Here is a 19,262-nt window from a genome sequence, read left to right on the forward strand (position 1 = left end):
AGTCGTGGTCGAACCACCCGCCATTACGGTCATAAGATTGTAACGGGGGTCCGACGGTCACCGACGGCGGGTCACGGTTCGCCGAATCCAGGCGCGATCAGTCGAGGGGTGGAGGAACGTCGACCTGAGTTCGCCGGGGAGTCTCGTAGATGAGCAGAGCCGAGCACCCGACCGGGTATTACGCGTATAAGATTGTAATGGCTTCCGCCGATCTCCCCTCCGAGATTACTCTCACAAAGTACAACCGAGTCACAACTCGACTGTTCTGCATAAACCGTAGTGACGCACAGAACAAATCTGTTTTGGAAGTGGCCAGATTCGGCGAGCACGGCGGTCGTTCCATCACAAAACACTTATTCTACTACCAAGCTATCCCTATCCTAATGAGTACCCTACGACAGGAGGGGCAGTCGATTCGCCTCAGTGCTCGTAACATCGGCGGTATCGACGAGACGACCGTGGAGTTCGAACCGGGGCTCACTATCTTGGAGGGTCGGAACGCGACGAACCGAACGTCGCTGTTGCAGGCGATCAAAGCCGCCTGCGGGAGCCGTGACGTCTCGATCAAAAGTGACACCGACAGTGGGGAGGTCGAACTGACCGTCGGCGGGGAGACCTTTCGCCGAACGCTCTCCCGTGAGGGCGGGACGATCGTCGCGAGCGGCGACGAGTACCTCGACGACCCGGCGTTGGCAGAACTGTTCGCGTTCCTGCTCGAGACGAACGAGGCTCGACAAGCGGTCGCCCGCGGCGAAGACCTCAGGGAGGTAATCGTCCGTCCGATCGACACGACCGCTATCGAAGCAGAGATCAGACAGCTCGAGTCACGAAAGGAGCAGATCGACGATCGACTCGACCATCTCGACGAGATCGAACGACAACTCCCGTCACTCGAGGAGGATCGAACCCGCGTTCGGGAGAAGATCGAGGACAAGAGAGACGAACTCGAGGACGTCCGGGCCTCGATCGACGCGGCCGAGACCGACGTCGAATCGGAGCGGGAGGAGCAGCGAGCCGTCGAGGAGAAGCTCTCAGAGCTACAACAGCTCCGGAGCGAGTTAGAGGACGTCCGGTACGACATCGAGACCGAGCGTGAGAGCGAGGAAGCACTCCGCGAGGAACGGACGTCGCTGGAAGAAGACCTGGAAGAACTCCCGGCGAGTGGGACGAAGGACCCACAGGAGATCAACCGGGAGATCGACTCACTCCGGTCCGAGCGTGAGCAACTGGAGCGGAAACTGACGGAACTGAACACGGTCATTCAGTTCAACGAGGAGATGCTCGAGGAGTCCAACCCACATCTGCGAAGTGCCCTCGATGGCTCGGGGGAGACCGACCGAGGCGGCAGTCCGACCGACCGGTTGCTCGACGACACCGAGTCGGTCACCTGCTGGACGTGCGGATCTGTCGTCGACGCCGAGAAGATCGAGGACACTCTCGGTCTGCTGCAGGACGTCCGGAGCCAGACGGCGGGGGAGATGGACGAGATCGGAGCGCAGATCGACGAACTCGAATCCGAACGCCGGGAGATCGAACAGCGCCGGCAGCGGCGGTCTGACCTGCGCACTCGGATCGATCGGATCGACGGCGAGATCGAGGACCACGAGGCCGCGATCACCGCCCTGCAGGAGCGACGAGACGACCTCGAATCGACGGTCGCAGAGACCAAAGAGGAACTGGAGGCGCTTCGGACGGAGAGCCAGAACGAGGTCTTGGACCTCCACGAGGAGGCGAACGAGTTGGAGTTCGAGTTGGGGAGACTCCAGAACAAACTGGAGTCGACCACCGACCAGATCGACGAGATCGAGTCGGAACTGGCGGAGCGAGAGGGACTCGAATCCGAGCGTCAGGAGGTGGCCGCCGAACTCAAAGACCTCCGGACGCGGATCGAGTCGATCCAGAACGAGGCAGTCGAACAGTTCAACACGCACATGGAAACCGTGCTGGACCTCCTCGAGTACGACAACATCGACCGGGTCTGGATCGAACGAGCCGAACAGGAGGTCAGACAGGGCCGCTCGAAGCGTCGCCAGCCGACGTTCGATCTCCACATCGTCAGAAATCCGGCCGACGGCGGGGCGTACGAAGACGTCGCCGAGAACCTCAGTGAGAGCGAACGGGAAGTGATCGGGTTGGTGTTCGCGCTCGCAGGCTATCTCGTCCACGACGTCGACGAAGTCTGTCCGTTCATCCTCCTCGACTCACTGGAGGCGTTCGACTCCGAACGCATCGCGAAGTTGGTCTCGTACCTGACCGACCACAGTGAGTATCTCGTCGTGGCACTGCTCCCGGAAGACGCACAGGCGCTAGACGAGGGACAGCGGATCCTGGAGATCTGACACAGGCCCGGGAGACAGTTCGTTCAGAGGGAGAGTCGTGAACAGAGGCGGTCGTGAGCAAAGACAGTTGAGAGCAGAGACGAGCAATCGGAGCCATCGCGCGCGTGATCGGCGGTGACTGGTCGAACGTGTCACACCCGACGGCCCGGTAATCGAGATTCGGGCCGATACACAGAGGGCTCGGGACGGATCGGATCGACAGTCGTAGGAAGCGGGCACTTCGAGGAGCTATCAAATTTCGATATATATTCAGAACTTTAGTATTCTGAGGATCGATCACCGACTGTCGGGTCGAGTCGACTCGTGGGTGACCGACCAGCGTCGGCCATCACGCGGCTGTTTTATTCTTGTGTCCCGAACGAGTGGGTATGAGCGACGACACCGACGACGGTGTATCGACGGGACAGCAGGGAGGGAAGGTGCGACGGGTGATCGACAGGTACGGGCTCGAGGCGGCTGGAGAGGAACTCGAACGCTACTGGCTCGGCGAGGATGTCGACCGTCGAAGCCTGCGTGATCTCGCCGACTATCTCAACCGCCGGATCGTCCGAGCAGCGATGACAGACGCCGGGTTGAATCCACTCGACGGCGAGGCGGCGAACACCTATCGACTGCTCACGGACGACGACGTCACCAGTGGGGAGCGAACGAAGGTCGAGCGCCACCTCAACAGAGCCGGCATCGACGTCGAACAGTTACGGAAGGACTTCGTCTCTCACCAGGCGGTTCACACGTACTTGCGGAAGCATCGGGGGGTGAGTCTCAGTTCTGACCCGGAGGAACCGCCGAGAGAGAAGGCGGTCAACACCATCCGGCGACTGAACTCACGAAGCAAAGCCGTCTCGGAGAAGACTGTCGACTCCCTGCGTAACCAGGACGAAGTGACCATCGGAACGTACAGGATCACGGTCGACACCCGGATCGTCTGCCGTGAGTGTAACTCCCAGTACGACCTCACGGAGTTCTTGCAGACGGGCCACTGCAACTGCGTCGAAGACTGACCCACCTATCATATCAGAATTTTGGTTGGAGTAGGAAACGAATATAATATTGATGTGTCTGTGGCCGTGTATCTGTGGGGGCGAGTGCCATCCAACACCAACCCGTCGGTGGTCGCAGATCTCACCGAAGCGAGACTCGCGGTCGAGAGCATCCTGTCTGTTCGTGGAGGGCCAAGGTGGTCACCGATATCGATCAGGTATAGCGTACACCGATAGCGTGTAGTCACAGTCTCTGACGTAGATTTATACTCGGTGCCTGCGGGCATCGGGTGTATGCACACAGACAGCCCAGAGTCGCGAGCGCGCGGCAGCGAGAGGACCGCGACTGCGGCGGCCGTCGCCGTGAGCAACGCTCGGACGGGCGACGACGTGCCGGCGACCGACACGGGCACACGAAACTGGAGTCGGACGCCCCTGATCTACCCCGACTCAGATCGTGTGAGTTCGGCGGTCGAAAGTCCAGTCAGACGTCTCGTCGGCCGGCCGAGAACCGAGTTCGACGACCTCACACGACCCCTCGAACGGGAAGCCGGACTGAAGACGCCGGAGGTGACGGCCTGATGGGACGCGAATCTGGACCCGGTGACGCCGACTCGGACGGGACTGCAGACGACGAGTCCACCACGGAACCGGCGGACGTCGACGGAGCAGAGTCGGTAGATCAGTCGGGAGAGCGAGACCAGGAAAGTGACGCGGACGACGAGCGAGAGGGTAGTCGTCCGACGTTGGACTCGATCCCGTACAAGCTTCGCCGGAGTCGGGTCAACGAGGGGCGTGCGCAGGTTCCGTTCTTCCTCCGCGAGGAGGTCGTCGAGGGAGAAGACGCGCTCAGGGCTGAACTTGAGGAGACTCTCGGTGAGGACGTCTACAAGTCGGACTATCGGGAGGCGGCGATGGTGGTCGCACAGCGGAATCCGGGCCTGGTCGCAGCGGTCTTGCGCGAGTGGGGATACGACCTGGACTAGACGACAGAGAGTGCGAGACGGGACGGCTCCACCGTCGGGAGTCGAGACACCGACTTAGCGAAGCACCCACGGAGGCAGGATCGCCGCTGGTGAGACGTCGAGACAGTCCCGTCGAGAAGGGCGTGAAGATGTCGGCGTGACCGAATACGTTCGCCGTCGCTGTCGACTCCGCTGTTCTCGTCGGCTGTCGGTCGGCGTGTACGTGCGAGAAGTGAGAACGGAATCACGCCACGACAGCGGAACGAATCGATCCCGACCGGGCATCCGTCGCCGTAATCGCTATTATGACAGGGCCGGTATCTGACGTGTATGGACGATGAGAACTCGCCGGAGGCGGACGACCGCCCGGCTGTCACGACCAGGGAGGCCTTCCAGAAGACGCTACGGAAACTCGTCGTCGAGGCGGACGCGAACGGCGTCGACGTTCGTGGGAGCTGGCCAGTCGTCCGGGGTGACGAGACGAAGCAGTGGGACGTCGAGATCACCCGCCTCGCTCGGTCGTCGTCGGCTCACGTCGACACGACGGGCTCTCCGGTCGCGTCGATCGTCGAGGCGGTGGCGGCACGCGACGGCGTCGCGCCGACCGACCTCCCCCCGCTTCAGGACGCCATCGACCACGAGGTTCTCGACACGTTACTCGAGACGGACGACGGCGCTCGACGGCACGTCCGCTTCCAGTACTGTGGCTACGAGATTACGGTCCGTGCCGACGGATCGATCCGTCTCGACGGGTGAAGCCGACGCGGACCCCCGAGCCACTCACGGCCATCCGTCGGGCAGTTCGTCTCGGTGTTCAGTCATCAGCCGAAGCACGGGTTCGATCTCCTCGAAGTTCGATCCTCGGTGAACGGTCTCTCCGTCACTCTCCCACTCGATGTAGCCTGCGTCAGCGAGCATCGGCAAGTGCGCGTGGTACAGTTCGGTCGTGAGGAGTTCGAGGTCGTCGTCCTCGGTCGCGAGGGCACCGATAGAGAACCCGCCCTCCTCGCGGGACTCACGCTCGCTGACGAGCGTCAGGATGCGACGTCGGTACGGATGAGAGAGTGCGTCGAACAGCCGATCGAGCGGACGACCGGTGCCGCCGTCTGCGACGACAGCCGGGTCGTCGAGGACGTTCGTCGCTCGCAGGACGGTGGCCATGCCTCGCCGGAGTTGCTGTGAGCTCTCGACGTTCGATCGACCGAGTTCGTCGGCGACCTCGTCGAGCGTCGCCGTCCGGGGGACCCCGAAATACCCCGTCTCGAGGGCGACTCTGAGCGTCTCTCGTTCGTCCACGGTCAGTACCCCAGTTGGATTTCTCGTCTCAACGTCGTCAAATCGATCCATGTCTCGAACACCTCGCGAAATTCGTCTGGAAAGAGGGCCGGACCCCCGGACTGCGAGTTCTCCCCTCCCCGGCCAGGGATCACTCCCCAGTGTACAGTAATTCCTCGTAGCGGCCTATGCGTTGGCCCAAACAGGACAAACGTTCTCGACGCCGAGGTTTCACATGTGAGGCCCGGGCGTCGTCACGGCACGCCAGACGGGAGACTACTCGCGTGGGTCGGTCTCGAAGAGGACCGCACAGAGACGCCGTTCGGCCGCACGGAGGTCCTCGGAGAAGGTCGGCTGGGAGACGCCGAGCAGTTCGGTGACCTCCTGTCCGTTACTGACCCGTGGCATCTCGAAGAACCCACTCAGATACGCCGTCTGCAGGACCTCCCGCTGGCGGTCTGTCAGGTGGTCTTCGAGCACGGCCACGAAGGACTGCCGGGTCTTCAGTGGCCGCTCTCGTGACGTGCGGGCGCGCAGGTCGAAGTCTGGGGCCCACTGGCGAAGTCGGTCCAGGTACTCGCGAACTGCGGCCGTGTGCGGGACGTCGAGAACGGCGGTTGCCACCCCGTCGTCGACGACCAACGAGCGCACGACGGCCCCCTCGTCTGTGAGCCGCGCCGCCAGCGTCGGGTCGCTCACCCGCGCTCTGAACAACGACCCGTCGGCACAGCCGGTGAGACAGTCGAACTCCTCGACCGCGAGCGAGCGCGCTGCGACGGTTCGAAGCTCCGCCGGCGAGACCCCACGTGCGACGAAGAAGACGTCGGCCTGGCCGCCGGATCGGGGGACGATCCCCTGGTGTTCGATGGAACACTCCGCCTCGCCGGCGAGTCGACACAGGGGGGTGTCGGCGTCCTCGAACCGGAGCGTGAGTTCGACGACGCTGTCCGTCTGTAACGTCGCCCGCGTCTCCCGGGCGTTGAGCGCGTGTGCGATCGTGGCACCGAGTTCCGACAGCACGTCCAGGTTGCGCTCGTCCTCGTCGGACTGCGGACGGTCGGCGTAGACGGTCAACACGCCGTACGTTGCATCCTCGTACACGAGCGGGATGCAGACCAGCGACCGGGCACCGCGTTCGAGTGTCGCTTCCCGCCACGGAGCGAAGCCACTGCTCGTGGCGATGTCGGCGACAGTCTGTAGGTCGCCAGTCTGGGCGGCACGGGCGATCGGGTCACGGGTGGTCGGGTCGTCGGCCACCGTGATCGAGAGGTCCTCGAGGTAGCCGCCGTCCACGCCGGCCCACGCCCGTGGTTCGATCGAGTCAGATCCCGGATCGTGCTCGCCGATCCAGGCGAACTCGTAGCGGTCGGAGTTCGCCAGTCGTTCGCAGACGGCGTCGTCGATCTCCTCGCGCGTGTCGGCGGCCACGAGCGCCTGGTTGATTTCGCGGATGAGCGTGTTGAGACTGTCGAGACGGACCAACTCTTCGTTCCGGTCCGCTAACTCCGCTTCGCCGGCGGCGCGGTCCCACGCGGTCTCGACGGTCGCGGCCACCATCTCGACGAGGTCGACCGTCCCCTCGTCGAAGGTGCCCGACCGGGGAGAACCGAGACACACGACGCCGTGGCGGCCCAGAGGCACGAGCACGCGGCTTCCGAGCGAACCCCACGTGTCATCCTGACCGTCGAGATCGGTCGCCACCTCGATATCGCTCCCGACGAACGTCTGCCAGACCAACTCGGAGAGCTCGGTCGAGACGCTGATCGAGCCGGGGTCCACGTCCGGGGCCGTGTCGACAGCGTGTTGTTCGAGGTCACCGCGCTGGTCGTCGTATCGCCAGAGGGCGGCGTATTCGACGTCGAGAATGTCCCGCACGAGCCCGGCGATCCGGTCTTCGATCGTCGCCGACTCGGTATCGAGCAGGTCCCGGGTCACGGCGTTGAGCCGTTCGAGCGTCGCCCGCATCTCACGTTGGTCGTGAATGTCGGTCGCCGCGCCGAACCAGCGGCTGATCTCTCCATCGTTCCTCACCGGTCGCGCTTGGACGAGGAACCAGTGATACTCTCCATCGTGGCGCTGGATACGGTACTCCTGCCGGAGCGGCTCGCCCGCGTCGACCGCACGCTGGAAGTTTTCGAGGGACTGCTCGCGGTCTTCGGGGTGGATAGCGTTCAGCCACCCGTAGTCGGCGGCTTCCTCCATGGTCTGGCCGGTGTAGTCGAGCCATTGCTGATTGTACCAGAACGTCGACCCCTCCGGATCGTTGCTCCACAGGAGGCTCGGCACGAGGTTCGCCACGGCGCGGAATCGCTCCTCGCTCTCACGGCGAGCCTGTTCGGCGTGCGCCCGCTCGACGGCCGCCCAGGTGCGCTCGGCGGTCTCATCGACCATTTCGATCTCGGTGTCGGTCCACTCGCGGGGTTTCGCGTTGTCGACGGCGAAAAACGCCACGAGACGGTCGTTCTTGACCAGCGGCACGGCGACGTTGGCGTAGCTGTCGAGTGTCGTGAACGTCGCTTCCCCCTCGTCGCTCAGTTGCTCGGTCGAGTCACAGTCGGTCAGGACGAGGCGATCGCCGGCACGAAGCGTCTCCGCGGTGTACTCGCCGAAGTCCGACAGACGGTGCTCGCCCACGGTCGAACTGACGTCGCTGCGGTAGTGATCGGCGTGAATCCGGAACGTCTCCTCGTCCTCGTCGACTTCGGCGTAGTGGGCGCGCGCGACGTCGAGCCACTCCCCGAGGACGCGTGCGGCCTCCCGCTGGATCGCTTCGGGATCCGAGAGTGGACGGATCGCGTCGGTGAGTTCGACGCGGAACGCGTCCAGTTCGGCCCGCGCTTCGAGTCTCTCCTCGGCCGCCTTTCGCTCGGTCAGATCGAGCGCAGAACACAGCAAGCCGGTGATCTCTCCGGAGTCGTCTCGGATCGGGGCCGCCGTGAGGTCGTAGGTCACCTGACCGGAGGGTAACTCGTAGGTCACCTCCTCGCGGACGCGCTCGCCGGTTTCCAGCGCCCGCAGTTTGGGTGCCCTGAGCGTCTCGGCCGCGTCGGGCGATAACAGTTCGTCATCACGCTTCCCTAGCACGTCCACCTCCTCGAAATCCTGATCCGGGTTCCGTATCCAGGTGTATCGAAGCTCCGTATCCAGTCGGAAGAGAACGAGCGGCGAGTGCTCCACCGCGACGTCGAGTCGTTCTTTTTCGGTCCGGAGATCGTCTTCGAGTTGCTTCCGCTCGGTGATGTCGTCGACGAGACACGCGACGGCTCCGCCGTCCGACCTCCCGTACGGGAAGACGCGAACGTCGTACCAGCCAGCGTCGAGAGGGCCGTCAGTGACTTCGATCTCGAATCGTCTCGATTCGCCTGTCCGTTCCACCTCGTCCCAGACGTCGGAGCCGGGCACGTCGCCGTCGAGACCGAGGTCGGTCACTCGTTTTCCGACGACGTCGGTCAATCCAGTGAACTCCTCGAACGCAGGGTTCGTCTCGACGAAGCGGTACGCCGCCAACTCGCCGCGATCCGGCGGACCCTCGTTTTCGCCGGATACCTGCTCGACGACGAAGAAGGCCGCTTCGATGGACTCGTTGAGAGAGTCGAACAGCCTGCGATAGCGCTGTTCGGACTCCCGAAGGGCATCTTCGGCACGAGCGCGTTCGAGCCGCGGGAACAGTCGCTTCGCCAGTTCCTGAACGAGTTCGACCTCGTCCTCACGCCACTCCCGGGGTGCTGTATCGGTGAGGCTGAGCAGGTACTCCCAGTCGCCCTCTCGGTGAAACGGGACGGTGATGAACGAGCGGACGTCGATAGTCTCGGTGGCGCGAGCGTCGGTGTACCCATCCTCGTGTGTGTCGGAGCTGACGATCGGGTGGCCGGCCCGGACCGCCTCGCGGAACGCGTCCGTCGAGAACTCCGAGAGACGTACCGTGTCGGGCACGGACCGCACGGTGTCGTCTTCCCACACGTAGAGGTGATCGACCGTATCGGCGTCTTCGTCGATCGAGCTCATGTTGTAGACGGCGACGTTCAGATAGTCGTTGATCCGCTCTCCGGCCGTCGCAACGATCTCTTCCGGCGAGGTGAGTTCGGTCAGTTCCGCATCGAGGGCTTCCAAGAAGGCAGTGTTTCGTTCCCGGCGCTTCCGGTCGGTGACGTCGACCGCGATATTGAACACCCCACCGACGGAGCCGTCTTCGAGCGGGATCGGACTGTAGACCGTGTCCCACCAGGTGTCTTCCATCTCGTCGGTTCGTTCGAGTGGGAGCAGAAACTCGTCGAGTCGGGCCGCCCCCTCGCCCGACAGGACCCGTTCGAGGGGCTGACCGAGCTTGTGCCACGCTTCCGCAAACACCGTCCGAGCCGGTTGGCCGAGCGCGTCGGGATGCTTCTCCCCGATAACGTCACGCGCTAGATCGTTGTACAACAGCGTCAGATCCTCACCCCAGTAGATGCCGATGGCTCGTTCCGCTCCGAGCATGATGTCGACGGCGACCCGCAACTCTGCCGGCCAGTCGTCCATCGGACCGAGTGGAGTGTCGCCCCACTCGAACTCGCGGATGCGCTCGGCCATCTCGCTATCGGCGTCGAGTGGGGAAGCCCCGCCGTCTCGGAGTGTGACGGGACGGCGCTGGCCGGATGCGCCACCGTTTCGGTGGCGAGCAGCGTCGACGGGCCGCCACCAGACGCGGCTGTTCGCGCCCACCTTCTTCGTTCGGAGTGGTCCCTCCGCGACGAGTGTGTCGAGTCGGTTGTAGATCGTCCGCTGGGTGCAGTCGAAGCCCTCTGCGACTTCCGGGGTCGTCACCGGTGTTCCGGGCGGGCCGAGGGCGTCGACCGTCTCCAGGACGTCGACGGCTGACGGTGCGGCCGAGGTCATGAGCACTCATCACAGGTAACATGGAAAAGTGTTCTGTCGATAGAACAACTGGCCGTGTGGACACGACGGGACTGGAGAGCGACCCGGGGTCCCGACGTCGGATCGCGACCGAGGGCGTCAGCCACGGACACGCCGCACGGTCGGTCCGATCCGGAGACCGTCGACGGAGCCTCGGACGCCGATCGACTCGGGCATCTCGCGCGTGGCGTGGGTCTCGGTGCTCGTTCGGCGTGCGTTCGTCAGGTCTCACCTGCGGGCTTCCCGCGCGGGACAGGAGTCACGCCACCGTCGAGTGGGGTGGCGATGGGAAACATCACGTTCACATCCCGTGCCAGAGTGGGGCAAACAGTTTTGTTCGCTTCGCGCGACCATCGCGTCGAACGACAGGAGGAGGTCAGGATGCACCCAACGACGGACCGACACCCAGCGGGACTCCCGGACGGCCACCACGGTCGCCTCTCCGAGGTGCGTCGATGATCGTCGGTGTCCCCGGTGAGACAGCCACCGACGAGTCTCGCGTCGCACTCATCCCGCCGGTCGCACAGAAACTGGTCGACCGGGGCCACACCGTGACGATCACCACGCGGGCGGGTCGCGGGGCCGACTGGACTGACGAGCAGTACGCGGCCGCAGGGTGTGACGTGGTCGAGCGTCGAGCCGACGTGTTCGACCGGGCGGACGTCGTCCTGCAGGTGCGGGCACTCGGTGCAGTTCCCGACGCGCCGATGGATCCGTACCGCGAGGGGCAGACGGTCGTCGGCCTCCTCGGGCCGTACACCATCGACGACGAGACACTCGGCGTGCTGGCGACCCGCCGCGTCAGCGCCTTCGCGCTCGAACTCCTCCCGCGAATCGGGCGGGCACAGAGTATGGACGTGCTGACCTCGATGGCGAGCGTCGGCGGGTACAAGGCCGCCGTCATGGCAGCGGACGCCCTGCCGAGTCTGTTCCCGATGCAGACGACCGCCGCCGGGACGGTCAGACCGGCTGACGTCTTCGTGGTCGGCGCGGGCGTGGCCGGCCTTCAGGCGATCGCGACCGCCAGACGGCTCGGTGCACGCGTCCGTGCGTACGACATCAGACCGCCGGTCAGAGAGGAGGTCGAGAGCCTCGGTGCGGAGTTTCTCGAACTCGACGTCGAACCGACAGAGACCCCCGAGACTGACGGGTACGCCCGAGAGCAGGGTGCTGAGTTCTACCGAAAACAGCGCGAGGCCATGACCGCTGCGGTGGCGCGTGCAGACGTCGTGATCACCGCTGCGGCGGTCCCCGGCCGTCCGGCTCCGACACTCGTCACCGCCGAGATGGTCGAGGGGATGGACGCAGGCTCCGTCGTCGTCGACCTGGCGGCCGACAGCGGGGGCAACTGTGAACCGACACGGCCGGGAGAGACGGTCGACTACGACGGTGTCGAGATTCTCGGCCCGAAGAACCTCCCGGCGAGGGTCTCACACACGGCGAGTCAACTGTTCGCGACCAACCTCCGCAACTTCCTCGACGGTCTGCTCGTCGACGAGGAGTTGCACGTCGACCTCACGGACGAGGTCGTCGACGCGACGCTCCTCACGCACGAGGGCACGGTTCGGCCACCGGCACGGGGAGGTGGGCCAGATGGGGGCTGACCGACGGAGGAGTGGCTGATGGCGTTCGTCGAGCACCTCACGCTGTTCGTCCTCGCCGCGTTCCTCGGCTACGAACTCATCACGAAGATCCCGGCGACCCTGCACACGCCGCTCATCTCCGGGACGAACGCCATCTCGGGGATCACGCTCATCGGGTCGGTGCTCGTCGCCGGATCGGGCAACACCACGCTCGCGACCGTCCTCGGCTTTTTCGCCGTCGTGCTGGCGACGATCAACGTCGTCGGGGGCTACCTGATCAGCCAGAAGATGCTGAAGAGTTTCGGCCGACGGCGGGGTGACTGACCGTGGCTGGCCTCGCCGACGGACTCCCGCCGGAGACACTCCAGATCGCGTACCTCCTCGCGGGGGTCCTGTTCATCCTCGGACTCCAGCGGCTGACCCACCCACGGACCGCAGCGCGGGGGAACCTCATCTCGGCGTCGGGCATGGTGCTCGCCGTGGGAGCGACCGTGCTCTGGTTCGAGATTCTCTCGCCGCTGGTGCTGGCGGCCGCACTCCTCGTCGGTGCGGCCATCGGCACCTGGCTGGCGACGACCGTCGAGACGACCGACATGCCGCAACTCGTCGGCCTGTTCAACGGGTTCGGTGGGGGTGCATCCGCGCTCGTCGCGGGTGCCGAACTCGTCGATCAGGTCGGGACAGCCGGCACCGCGAGCGACCTCTCGGTCACGGTGACCGCCGCTGCGGGCGTCACCGGCCTCGTCGGCGCAGTCACGTTCTGTGGGAGTCTCGTGGCCGCCGGAAAGCTCCACGGCGTCCTCGAAGATCCGATCCGGTACTCCGGGGAGAACGTGGTCAAGGCCGTGACGCTCCTCGCTGCGGTCGTCGTCGGGGTGGCGCTCGTCACGCAGTCGCCGCGCTTCGGTCCGCTCCAGTTGGGCGCGTTCGCGACGCCGTACTGGGTGTTGCTCGCTCTCGCCTCGATCCTCGGGGTGTTACTGGTCGTCCCGATCGGGGGTGCGGACATGCCCGTCGTGATCGCCCTGTTGAACGCGTGTTCGGGGCTGGCCGCCGCCTCGACGGGGTTCGTGCTGGACAACAGCGTGCTCATCATCGCCGGGACGCTCGTCGGTGCCTCGGGGATCATCCTGACCGTGATCATGTGCCGGTCGATGAATCGCTCGCTCCGGAACGTCCTCTTCAGCGAGTACGGGGGAGCGAGCGCGGCCGCCGGTCGGGACGGAACGGACGTCTACGAGGGGCGGGTCAAGTCGACGTCCCCCGAGGAGGTGGTGCTGTTACTCGAGACGGCCCGACGTGTCGTGATCGTCCCGGGCTACGGGATGGCCGTGGGGCAAGCCCAGCACGCCGTCGCGGAACTGGCGAACTTGCTGGAGGCCGACGGCATCGAGGTCGTCTTCGCCATCCACCCCGTCGCGGGCCGGATGCCGGGACACATGAACGTCCTGCTCGCCGAGGCGAACATCCCGTACGAACAGATGCAGGAACTCTCGGCGGTCAACCCGACGTTCTCACAGACCGATCTCGTTCTGGTGACGGGGGCCAACGACGTGGTGAACCCGACCGCCTACAGCGGGGAGGAGAGTCCGATCGCCGGGATGCCGGTGTTGAACGTGTGGGAGGCCGAGACCGTCGTCGTCAACAAACGGAGTCTCAGTCCCGGCTACGCGGGCATCCCCAACCCGCTGTTCGCGGGAGACAACACGCTCATGCTGTTCGGCGACGCCCGTGAGTGCATGCAGGCGCTGGTCAACGAGTACAAACAGACCCGCTCGTAGCGACCTCTCCTCTCGAGTCGGCGAGAGCACCCGAACGCCTCAGAGCATCGCCGGGAGCACGAGCAACACGAGTCCGTTGATGACACCGTGAGTGAGCATGGTTACGACGACGTTCCGCCGCCAGACGTACACACCGACGAGGAACGTGGTGAACACCGACTGCGGGATGGCACCGACGAGTCCCCAGGCGGGAAGGTGGACCGCGAGGAAGACCAGACCGCTGACGACGCCGCCGATCCAGACGTTGCCAGTCAGTTCGGTCAGCCGTTCGATGGGGTAGCCACGCCAGAGTATCTCCTCGGTGACGACGGCCGTCCCGACGATTCCGACCTGCACCGGCAGGGAGAGCTCTGCGATCGCCGACAGCGTCGGCGGTGCCTGGAGATCGAACACGGCAACCGCACCGCCGGTCACGAGGAGACCGATGACGGTGGCGAGCAGGCCGGCACCGATGCCGACCGCGACGTCCCGTCGGCCCGGGAGTTCGAGGCCGATCGAGGCGACATCTCGTCGCTCCCAGTAGACGACGAGTGTCACGATCGCCCCGGCGAGCACCCAACTGGACAGTGAGTTCGTCAGGAACGACCGCGTCGCCGACGCCGCGATCCAGCGCGGGAGTTCGATCTGTCCGAGCACCACGACGCCGAACAGCGAGACGGCGAGACCGACGACGACGGCAGGCGAGAGGTCCCCCGAGTCGGTCTGATAGCTCTCGGCTCGTTTGGACGGCATACGACAGACGTTCACGTGAGACAACATAGAGGTGGGGTCCCGTTCGGTCGTGAGGCCCGCGTTCGGGCGCTGACCAGCCCTCCGGTGACCCCCGGCCGCGACCGAGTGTCTGTCGCGCGTCAGATTCTCGGTCTCCGGGAGTCCACGTCGCGCTTCAATAGCGCCGGGCGCGTCTGTGCAGGTATGAGACCCGAACACGAGTGGTTCACGCCCGAACAGTTACGCCGGTACTACTTCGCGTACGAAGCGGTCGCGGTCGTCGTCGTCCTTTCCGTCGTCGGTCTCCTCGCCGTCACGGGTGCCCTCGCGGCGATGCATCCGTGGGTACTCGCGGTCGGCGGTGGGGTCCTGCTGCTCGGCTTCGGCTACCTGACCTGGTGGGTTCCGGCATTCGCTCGAACCGCCGAGTACCGCTTCACCGACGACGAAGTCGAGTACCGACGCGGGGTCTTCTTCCGACAGCAGACCACCGTCCCGTACAACCGGATCACGAACGTCGGCACCGCACAGGGGCCGATCCAGCGACTGGTCAAATCGGGGGCCGTCAAGGTCCACACCGCCGGCTTCGGTGGCCAGACGGGTGCCGAACTGACCGTCGACGGTGTCACCGACTTCCAGGAGATCCAAGAACAGATCCTCGGGAGGGTCAGAGCACGACCCGGAACCGCGACCGAGGGCGACGACGTCGTCGAACCGACCGCGACAGCGGACAGCCCCGACGAGTCGACCGAACTCCTCGGAGAGATCCGCCGGATCCGCGAACTGCTGGAGCACGGCCGGCAGGCCTGAAACGAGCACACGGCCGGTCCATCTCGCCGAGACTCGCGCCGACCGGGTACCGACGGGAAGGCCACGACTTCGAACGACTGATCCACGAGCAGTGTCCCGACGGCGGGCCTGAACCGGACGGGACCGACCATGAGAACTGATCGGCAATACCCTACTCGTCGGTGACCCCGTTCTAAAGACGGAGAAATCATGGTCGGGGTTTGACCACCGAGACGGTGATCACTACCCGGTGACCTGCCATGCCAGAAATCGAGACACAGGCAGTGCAGAGCCGTACAGCGGTCGCCGGGTACCTCCGCGCCCTCGCCGAGCAACTCGAAGGGGACGACGAAGTCCACCTCGAACTCGGGGGGCAGTCGGTCACGGTAGACCCGACCGAGCCACTCGTTCTCAAACTGGAGGGTGAGTGGGACCCGAGCGGCGAGGCCGGGACAGAGAGCATCGAGATCGAACTCGTCTGGGGCCCCGACGCCGACACCGACGAGACCGGCTCCGGTACTCGGTGAGTCACCCGGCGTCTGCTGGTTCTCGCCGCGTGGCAATCTGCTTCAATTGTTTTTAGCCTCGTTGACGTCTCTCCGGGTATGACGAACAGGTCTCCGGTGGACGGTGCGGCTGGACTGCGTGACGACCAGACTCCACTGGCCATCGAGACCCGTGGGTTGACGAAGCGGTTCGGCGACCACGTGGCCGTCGACGGCCTCGACCTCTCGATCCCACGGGGGAGCGTCTACGGCTTCCTCGGGCCGAACGGGGCCGGGAAGACGACGACGATGCGGATGCTGACGACGCTGTTGCCGCCTTCCGCCGGGACGGCGACGATCGCGGGGACGCCGCTGTCCGAGCGTGCGACGGTGACGCGCTCGCTCGGTTACCTCCCCGAGACGCCGCCGCTGTACGACGAACTCACCGGTCGCGAACAACTGTCCTACGTCGCGTTCTTGCACGACCTACCCGACGCGGTCGCCACGGAGCGCATCGAGTCGCTCCTGACACGACTCGACCTGCGTGAGGACGCGGACCGGCCGCTCTCGACGTACTCCAAGGGGATGCGCCAGAAGGTCGGACTCATCCAGGCGGTCCTCCACGAACCTGCCGTGCTGTTTCTCGACGAACCGACCAGCGGACTCGACCCGCGTGCTGCCCGGACGGTGCTCGACGTGATCGAGGACCTCGTCGACGAGGAGACGACCGTCTTCCTCTCGACACACATCCTGTCGGTCGTCGACGAACTCGCCGACACCATCGGGGTCCTCCACGAGGGACGACTGGTCGCCGAAGGGTCGCCGGGCGACCTCACACGCCGTGCCGAGACGGGCGAAGAACGGACCCTCGAACAGGCGTTCCTCGAGGTGACCGCCGACCACGCCACGGCAGCGACGACCGGGGACAGCCCATGAGTTCGCTCGGCGACGACCTCCGCCACGGGGCCGGCATCGCGCGGGTCGAACTCAGGCGGTCGCTCCGGAAGTCCTTCGGCACCCGGAAGCGACAACTGGCGGTGCTCGCGTTCGTGGCGCTCTTCGCCCCGCTGCTGGTCTTCTGGGGAGACGTCGCCTACTCGGCGGGACAGGCCGCCGCCGGGCGCGGGATCTCCCTCGAGATACTCGGCATCCAACTGACACTGCTCGTCGTCGTCTTCGTCGTGATGGGTGCTTTGCGCGTCGTCCAGCAGGGACGTCCGGACGGCGACAGCCTCCTGTTGACGACGACGACGACACGCGCCATCCTCCTCGGGACGACGGCCCACGCGACCGTCCAACTCGTCGGGTTCGTCTTGGTGCCGACCGTCCTGTTCGCCGGGGGGTTCGCGCTCGGTGCCGGCCAACCACTGCTACTCCTGACGGCCGTGCTAGCGGTGCTCCCACTGTTCACGTGCGTCTCGCTACTAGGCACCGTTCTCGGTCAAGCGGTCGTCCTCGGGCTGTTGCGGAGTCGGTCGCTCCGCGCCGTGAGTCGGGGCTTCGGCGTCGTCCTCCTCGTGGCGTTGATGGGACTGAGCTACGCCGCGATGGCCCCGGTGATGGGCGCGACCGAACCACTCGCGCCGTTCGCGGTCGTCGCGACCCCCGCCACGCTTTACCTCGCGTTCGTCTTCGTCGGGACGCCCTTCGCGCCGTCACCGGGAGTCGGGAGCGGTCTGGTCGGACTCACGGTGCTGGTGAGCATCCCCGTGTTCTTCGCGGTCGCCACCCGTCTCGCGCCGCGACTCTGGTTCGCCGACGCGACGCCGTCAGGCCTGTTCCAGCGTGACGCCACCTCGAAGCGTGCCGACGTGTCGACGCCCACGGGCGACGTCTCCGGGCGAGTCGGGGCGACGTTCCCGCCTCGGGTCGGTCCCCGGCCGCTGTCGCTCGCGCTGGGGCTGTGGGTGCGCTGGCTCCGGATTCCGGTCCGGTTTACCAGCCTGTTCCCGCTGGTCATCGTCGCCGCCGTCGCGCTGTTCGGGACGATCACCGATCCCGAGACGCTGCCGCTGGTTGTCGGCGGCCTCCTCGTCTTCGTCGGGGCGTACGTCTCAGGCGGGGTCTTCGGGCTGAACCCGCTGGGCGAGGCGGGCGAGATGCGGGTCGTCGAGACGCTGTCTGCGACCGGGCCGGCGACCCTCGTCGCGAGCCACGTGGTGGCCGGACTCCTCGTCGGGACGCCACTCGCAGTCGTGGGGTCGATCCTCCTCGCGCTGTCACTGGGGCTTCCTGCGCTACCGGCGGCCGCTGGGGTAGCACTCGCCGTCGTCCTGACTGTCGCCAGTGCGAGCGTCGCCGTCGCGATCGGGTCGGTCGTGCCGTCGACGGACGCCGAACGGACCTACCGAGGCTACGCGGTGGCGACGCCGAGTCAGTGGGCGCTGATCGGATACATACTCGCCGTCGTGGTCCTCCTCGGCGTCACAACCGTGGGTGCGGTACTGGTCATGCTCGCCACCGATCCGGGGACTACCGGGCCGAGCTTCGTGGTCGGTGCCGCCGTCGCCGCCGGCACACTTCTTGCGGTCGGCTACGCCGGCGTCCGTGTGGCGACCCGTCGGTTCGGTGCCGGCCCGTACCGGGACTCCGACGACGCCGATGACTCGCTGTCGCCCCGCACGGACGACGACGCGACCGAACGGATTGCGCTCCGAACGACTGCGCTCACCCCACGCCAGCAGCGCAGAGGACTCGTTCTCCTCGGAACGTTCGTCGTCCTCCGTGCGGCCCTCGCCCGCGTCTGGGACCGGTACTTCCCCGGCGGGTACAGCAGTGATCCGCTCTTTCTCGCCTTCCTGGGCGGGCTCTTCCTGCTGCTCTCGGTCGGTCTCGTCTACCTCGGCTTCACGCGCTGGGTGGGCGTCGACCTCCGGGCGTGGTGGGTCGATCGGGGACGACTCCGGGGAGACCTTGGCTGGGGTGTCCTCGGGGTCGTCGCCGTCCTCGTCGCCACCGTCGGCGGGACGCTCGCACTCACGCTCGCTTTCCCGGACCTGGCGTCGGCCGGGGGCACCGGCGCGGCACCAGCACCGACCGTCGCCGCCGAGGCCGCGAGCGGACTCGCGGTGAACCTGCTCCTCGGGTGGTTCTTCGGGTTCGCGATCGCCGCCTTCCAGGAGGAGACCCTGTTCAGAGGGTTCCTCCAGGGACTCCTCCAGGAGCGATACGGGCGGCTCGTCGCGATCGTGGGACAGGCGGCCGTCTTCGCACTCGCGCACCTCGGGTACTACCCGGTCTCCGCGTGGCCGCTCGTCGCCGTCGTCTTCTTGGTCGGCATCGTGCTCGGATGGCTCGTCGACCGACGGGGCACGCTCCTCGCGGCCGGTATCGCGCACGGGGTCGTCGGCTGAGAGAGTCACACCACGACTCCCGGTCCACATCGACTGCGGACTGGACGACCCACGTCTCTGAACGCGCTCCGCTGATTCCCGGCGAGTGAGCCTCAACGTCGCCAACTATGG

At 65.7% G+C, this 19,262-nt stretch carries 15 protein-coding genes; 12 read left to right on the top strand and 3 right to left on the bottom strand.

The window, feature by feature from the left end:
- Positions 1 to 383 precede the first annotated feature (383 nt).
- The 5 genes from LI337_RS16920 (at position 384) to LI337_RS16940 (ending at position 5,040) form a co-directional block, all read left to right on the top strand.
- Positions 384 to 2,339 carry an archaea-specific SMC-related protein gene (locus LI337_RS16920; RefSeq protein WP_227231095.1) on the top strand — a complete coding sequence of 652 codons (1,956 nt, stop codon included), beginning with the start codon at positions 384 to 386 and terminating at the stop codon, positions 2,337 to 2,339.
- A 368-nt stretch (positions 2,340 to 2,707) separates the two neighbouring features.
- The gene (gene rdfA, locus LI337_RS16925; RefSeq protein WP_227231096.1) at positions 2,708 to 3,340 is read left to right on the top strand and encodes a rod-determining factor RdfA; all 633 of its coding nucleotides are present in this window, start codon (positions 2,708 to 2,710) and stop codon (positions 3,338 to 3,340) included.
- A 273-nt stretch (positions 3,341 to 3,613) separates the two neighbouring features.
- Positions 3,614 to 3,901, top strand: coding sequence for a hypothetical protein (locus LI337_RS16930; RefSeq protein ID WP_227231097.1), 288 nt, complete (start codon positions 3,614 to 3,616; stop codon positions 3,899 to 3,901).
- Positions 3,901 to 4,305 (top strand): DUF7970 domain-containing protein, encoded by a 405-nt coding sequence (locus LI337_RS16935; protein WP_227231098.1) that lies wholly within the window; start codon positions 3,901 to 3,903, stop codon positions 4,303 to 4,305. Before LI337_RS16930 ends, LI337_RS16935 begins: the two co-directional genes overlap by 1 nt.
- 309 nt (positions 4,306 to 4,614) lie before the next feature.
- Entirely contained in the window at positions 4,615 to 5,040 is a 426-nt protein-coding gene (locus LI337_RS16940; protein ID WP_227231099.1) for a HalOD1 output domain-containing protein, read from the top strand.
- A gap of 24 nt (positions 5,041 to 5,064) precedes the next feature.
- Here the strand turns inward: LI337_RS16940 and LI337_RS16945 are convergent, their stop codons facing one another.
- Both LI337_RS16945 and LI337_RS16950 read right to left on the bottom strand, forming a co-directional pair.
- Positions 5,065 to 5,631 carry a helix-turn-helix domain-containing protein gene (locus LI337_RS16945; protein ID WP_227231100.1) on the bottom strand — a complete coding sequence of 189 codons (567 nt, stop codon included), beginning with the start codon at positions 5,629 to 5,631 and terminating at the stop codon, positions 5,065 to 5,067.
- Between the two features lie 204 nt (positions 5,632 to 5,835).
- The gene (locus LI337_RS16950) at positions 5,836 to 10,431 is read right to left on the bottom strand and encodes a GAF domain-containing protein (RefSeq protein WP_227231101.1); all 4,596 of its coding nucleotides are present in this window, start codon (positions 10,429 to 10,431) and stop codon (positions 5,836 to 5,838) included.
- 473 nt (positions 10,432 to 10,904) lie between these two features.
- On the opposite strand from LI337_RS16950, the gene LI337_RS16955 reads away from it, so the two are divergent.
- Genes LI337_RS16955 through LI337_RS16965 form a run of 3 tightly spaced genes read left to right on the top strand, consistent with a single transcriptional unit; the run spans position 10,905 to position 13,813 of the window.
- Positions 10,905 to 12,053, top strand: coding sequence for an NAD(P) transhydrogenase subunit alpha (locus tag LI337_RS16955; protein WP_227231102.1), 1,149 nt, complete (start codon positions 10,905 to 10,907; stop codon positions 12,051 to 12,053).
- Between the two features lie 18 nt (positions 12,054 to 12,071).
- Positions 12,072 to 12,356 carry an NAD(P) transhydrogenase subunit alpha part 2 gene (locus tag LI337_RS16960; protein WP_227231103.1) on the top strand — a complete coding sequence of 95 codons (285 nt, stop codon included), beginning with the start codon at positions 12,072 to 12,074 and terminating at the stop codon, positions 12,354 to 12,356.
- A gap of 2 nt (positions 12,357 to 12,358) precedes the next feature.
- A complete protein-coding gene (locus tag LI337_RS16965) occupies positions 12,359 to 13,813 on the top strand; it encodes an NAD(P)(+) transhydrogenase (Re/Si-specific) subunit beta (protein ID WP_227231104.1) in 1,455 nt (484 codons plus the stop codon).
- A 39-nt stretch (positions 13,814 to 13,852) separates the two neighbouring features.
- On the opposite strand, the gene LI337_RS16970 is transcribed toward LI337_RS16965, so the two are convergent.
- Positions 13,853 to 14,545, bottom strand: a complete 693-nt coding sequence (locus LI337_RS16970) for a CPBP family intramembrane glutamic endopeptidase (RefSeq protein WP_227231105.1) — start codon at positions 14,543 to 14,545, stop codon at positions 13,853 to 13,855.
- A gap of 183 nt (positions 14,546 to 14,728) precedes the next feature.
- Between LI337_RS16970 and LI337_RS16975 the strand changes: the two genes are divergently transcribed.
- The 4 genes from LI337_RS16975 (at position 14,729) to LI337_RS16990 (ending at position 19,151) form a co-directional block, all read left to right on the top strand.
- Complete coding sequence (locus tag LI337_RS16975) at positions 14,729 to 15,334, top strand: PH domain-containing protein (RefSeq protein WP_227231106.1); 606 nt, start codon at positions 14,729 to 14,731, stop codon at positions 15,332 to 15,334.
- Between the two features lie 239 nt (positions 15,335 to 15,573).
- Positions 15,574 to 15,840 (top strand): amphi-Trp domain-containing protein, encoded by a 267-nt coding sequence (locus LI337_RS16980; RefSeq protein ID WP_227231107.1) that lies wholly within the window; start codon positions 15,574 to 15,576, stop codon positions 15,838 to 15,840.
- Positions 15,841 to 15,918: 78 nt separating this feature from the next.
- The gene (locus tag LI337_RS16985; RefSeq protein WP_227231108.1) at positions 15,919 to 16,734 is read left to right on the top strand and encodes an ABC transporter ATP-binding protein; all 816 of its coding nucleotides are present in this window, start codon (positions 15,919 to 15,921) and stop codon (positions 16,732 to 16,734) included.
- On the top strand, positions 16,731 to 19,151 hold the full coding sequence (locus LI337_RS16990) for a CPBP family intramembrane glutamic endopeptidase (protein WP_227231109.1): 2,421 nt from the start codon (positions 16,731 to 16,733) through the stop codon (positions 19,149 to 19,151). Before LI337_RS16985 ends, LI337_RS16990 begins: the two co-directional genes overlap by 4 nt.
- Positions 19,152 to 19,262: the final 111 nt, after the last annotated feature.

It is taken from the genome of Salinirubrum litoreum (assembly GCF_020567425.1).
In the GTDB taxonomy this organism is placed as follows: Archaea; Halobacteriota; Halobacteria; order Halobacteriales; family Haloferacaceae; genus Salinirubrum; species Salinirubrum litoreum.

Coding starts and splice junctions, on each gene's coding strand:
- LI337_RS16990 (WP_227231109.1), top strand. CDS start 16,731: ATGAGTTCGCTCGGCGACGACCTCCGCCACGGGGCCGGCATCGCGCGG.
- LI337_RS16955 (WP_227231102.1), top strand. CDS start 10,905: ATGATCGTCGGTGTCCCCGGTGAGACAGCCACCGACGAGTCTCGCGTC.
- rdfA (WP_227231096.1), top strand. CDS start 2,708: ATGAGCGACGACACCGACGACGGTGTATCGACGGGACAGCAGGGAGGG.
- LI337_RS16940 (WP_227231099.1), top strand. CDS start 4,615: ATGGACGATGAGAACTCGCCGGAGGCGGACGACCGCCCGGCTGTCACG.
- LI337_RS16920 (WP_227231095.1), top strand. CDS start 384: ATGAGTACCCTACGACAGGAGGGGCAGTCGATTCGCCTCAGTGCTCGT.
- LI337_RS16950 (WP_227231101.1), bottom strand. CDS start 10,431: ATGACCTCGGCCGCACCGTCAGCCGTCGACGTCCTGGAGACGGTCGAC.
- LI337_RS16985 (WP_227231108.1), top strand. CDS start 15,919: ATGACGAACAGGTCTCCGGTGGACGGTGCGGCTGGACTGCGTGACGAC.
- LI337_RS16935 (WP_227231098.1), top strand. CDS start 3,901: ATGGGACGCGAATCTGGACCCGGTGACGCCGACTCGGACGGGACTGCA.
- LI337_RS16945 (WP_227231100.1), bottom strand. CDS start 5,631: ATGGATCGATTTGACGACGTTGAGACGAGAAATCCAACTGGGGTACTG.
- LI337_RS16975 (WP_227231106.1), top strand. CDS start 14,729: ATGAGACCCGAACACGAGTGGTTCACGCCCGAACAGTTACGCCGGTAC.
- LI337_RS16970 (WP_227231105.1), bottom strand. CDS start 14,545: ATGCCGTCCAAACGAGCCGAGAGCTATCAGACCGACTCGGGGGACCTC.
- LI337_RS16930 (WP_227231097.1), top strand. CDS start 3,614: ATGCACACAGACAGCCCAGAGTCGCGAGCGCGCGGCAGCGAGAGGACC.
- LI337_RS16980 (WP_227231107.1), top strand. CDS start 15,574: ATGCCAGAAATCGAGACACAGGCAGTGCAGAGCCGTACAGCGGTCGCC.
- LI337_RS16960 (WP_227231103.1), top strand. CDS start 12,072: ATGGCGTTCGTCGAGCACCTCACGCTGTTCGTCCTCGCCGCGTTCCTC.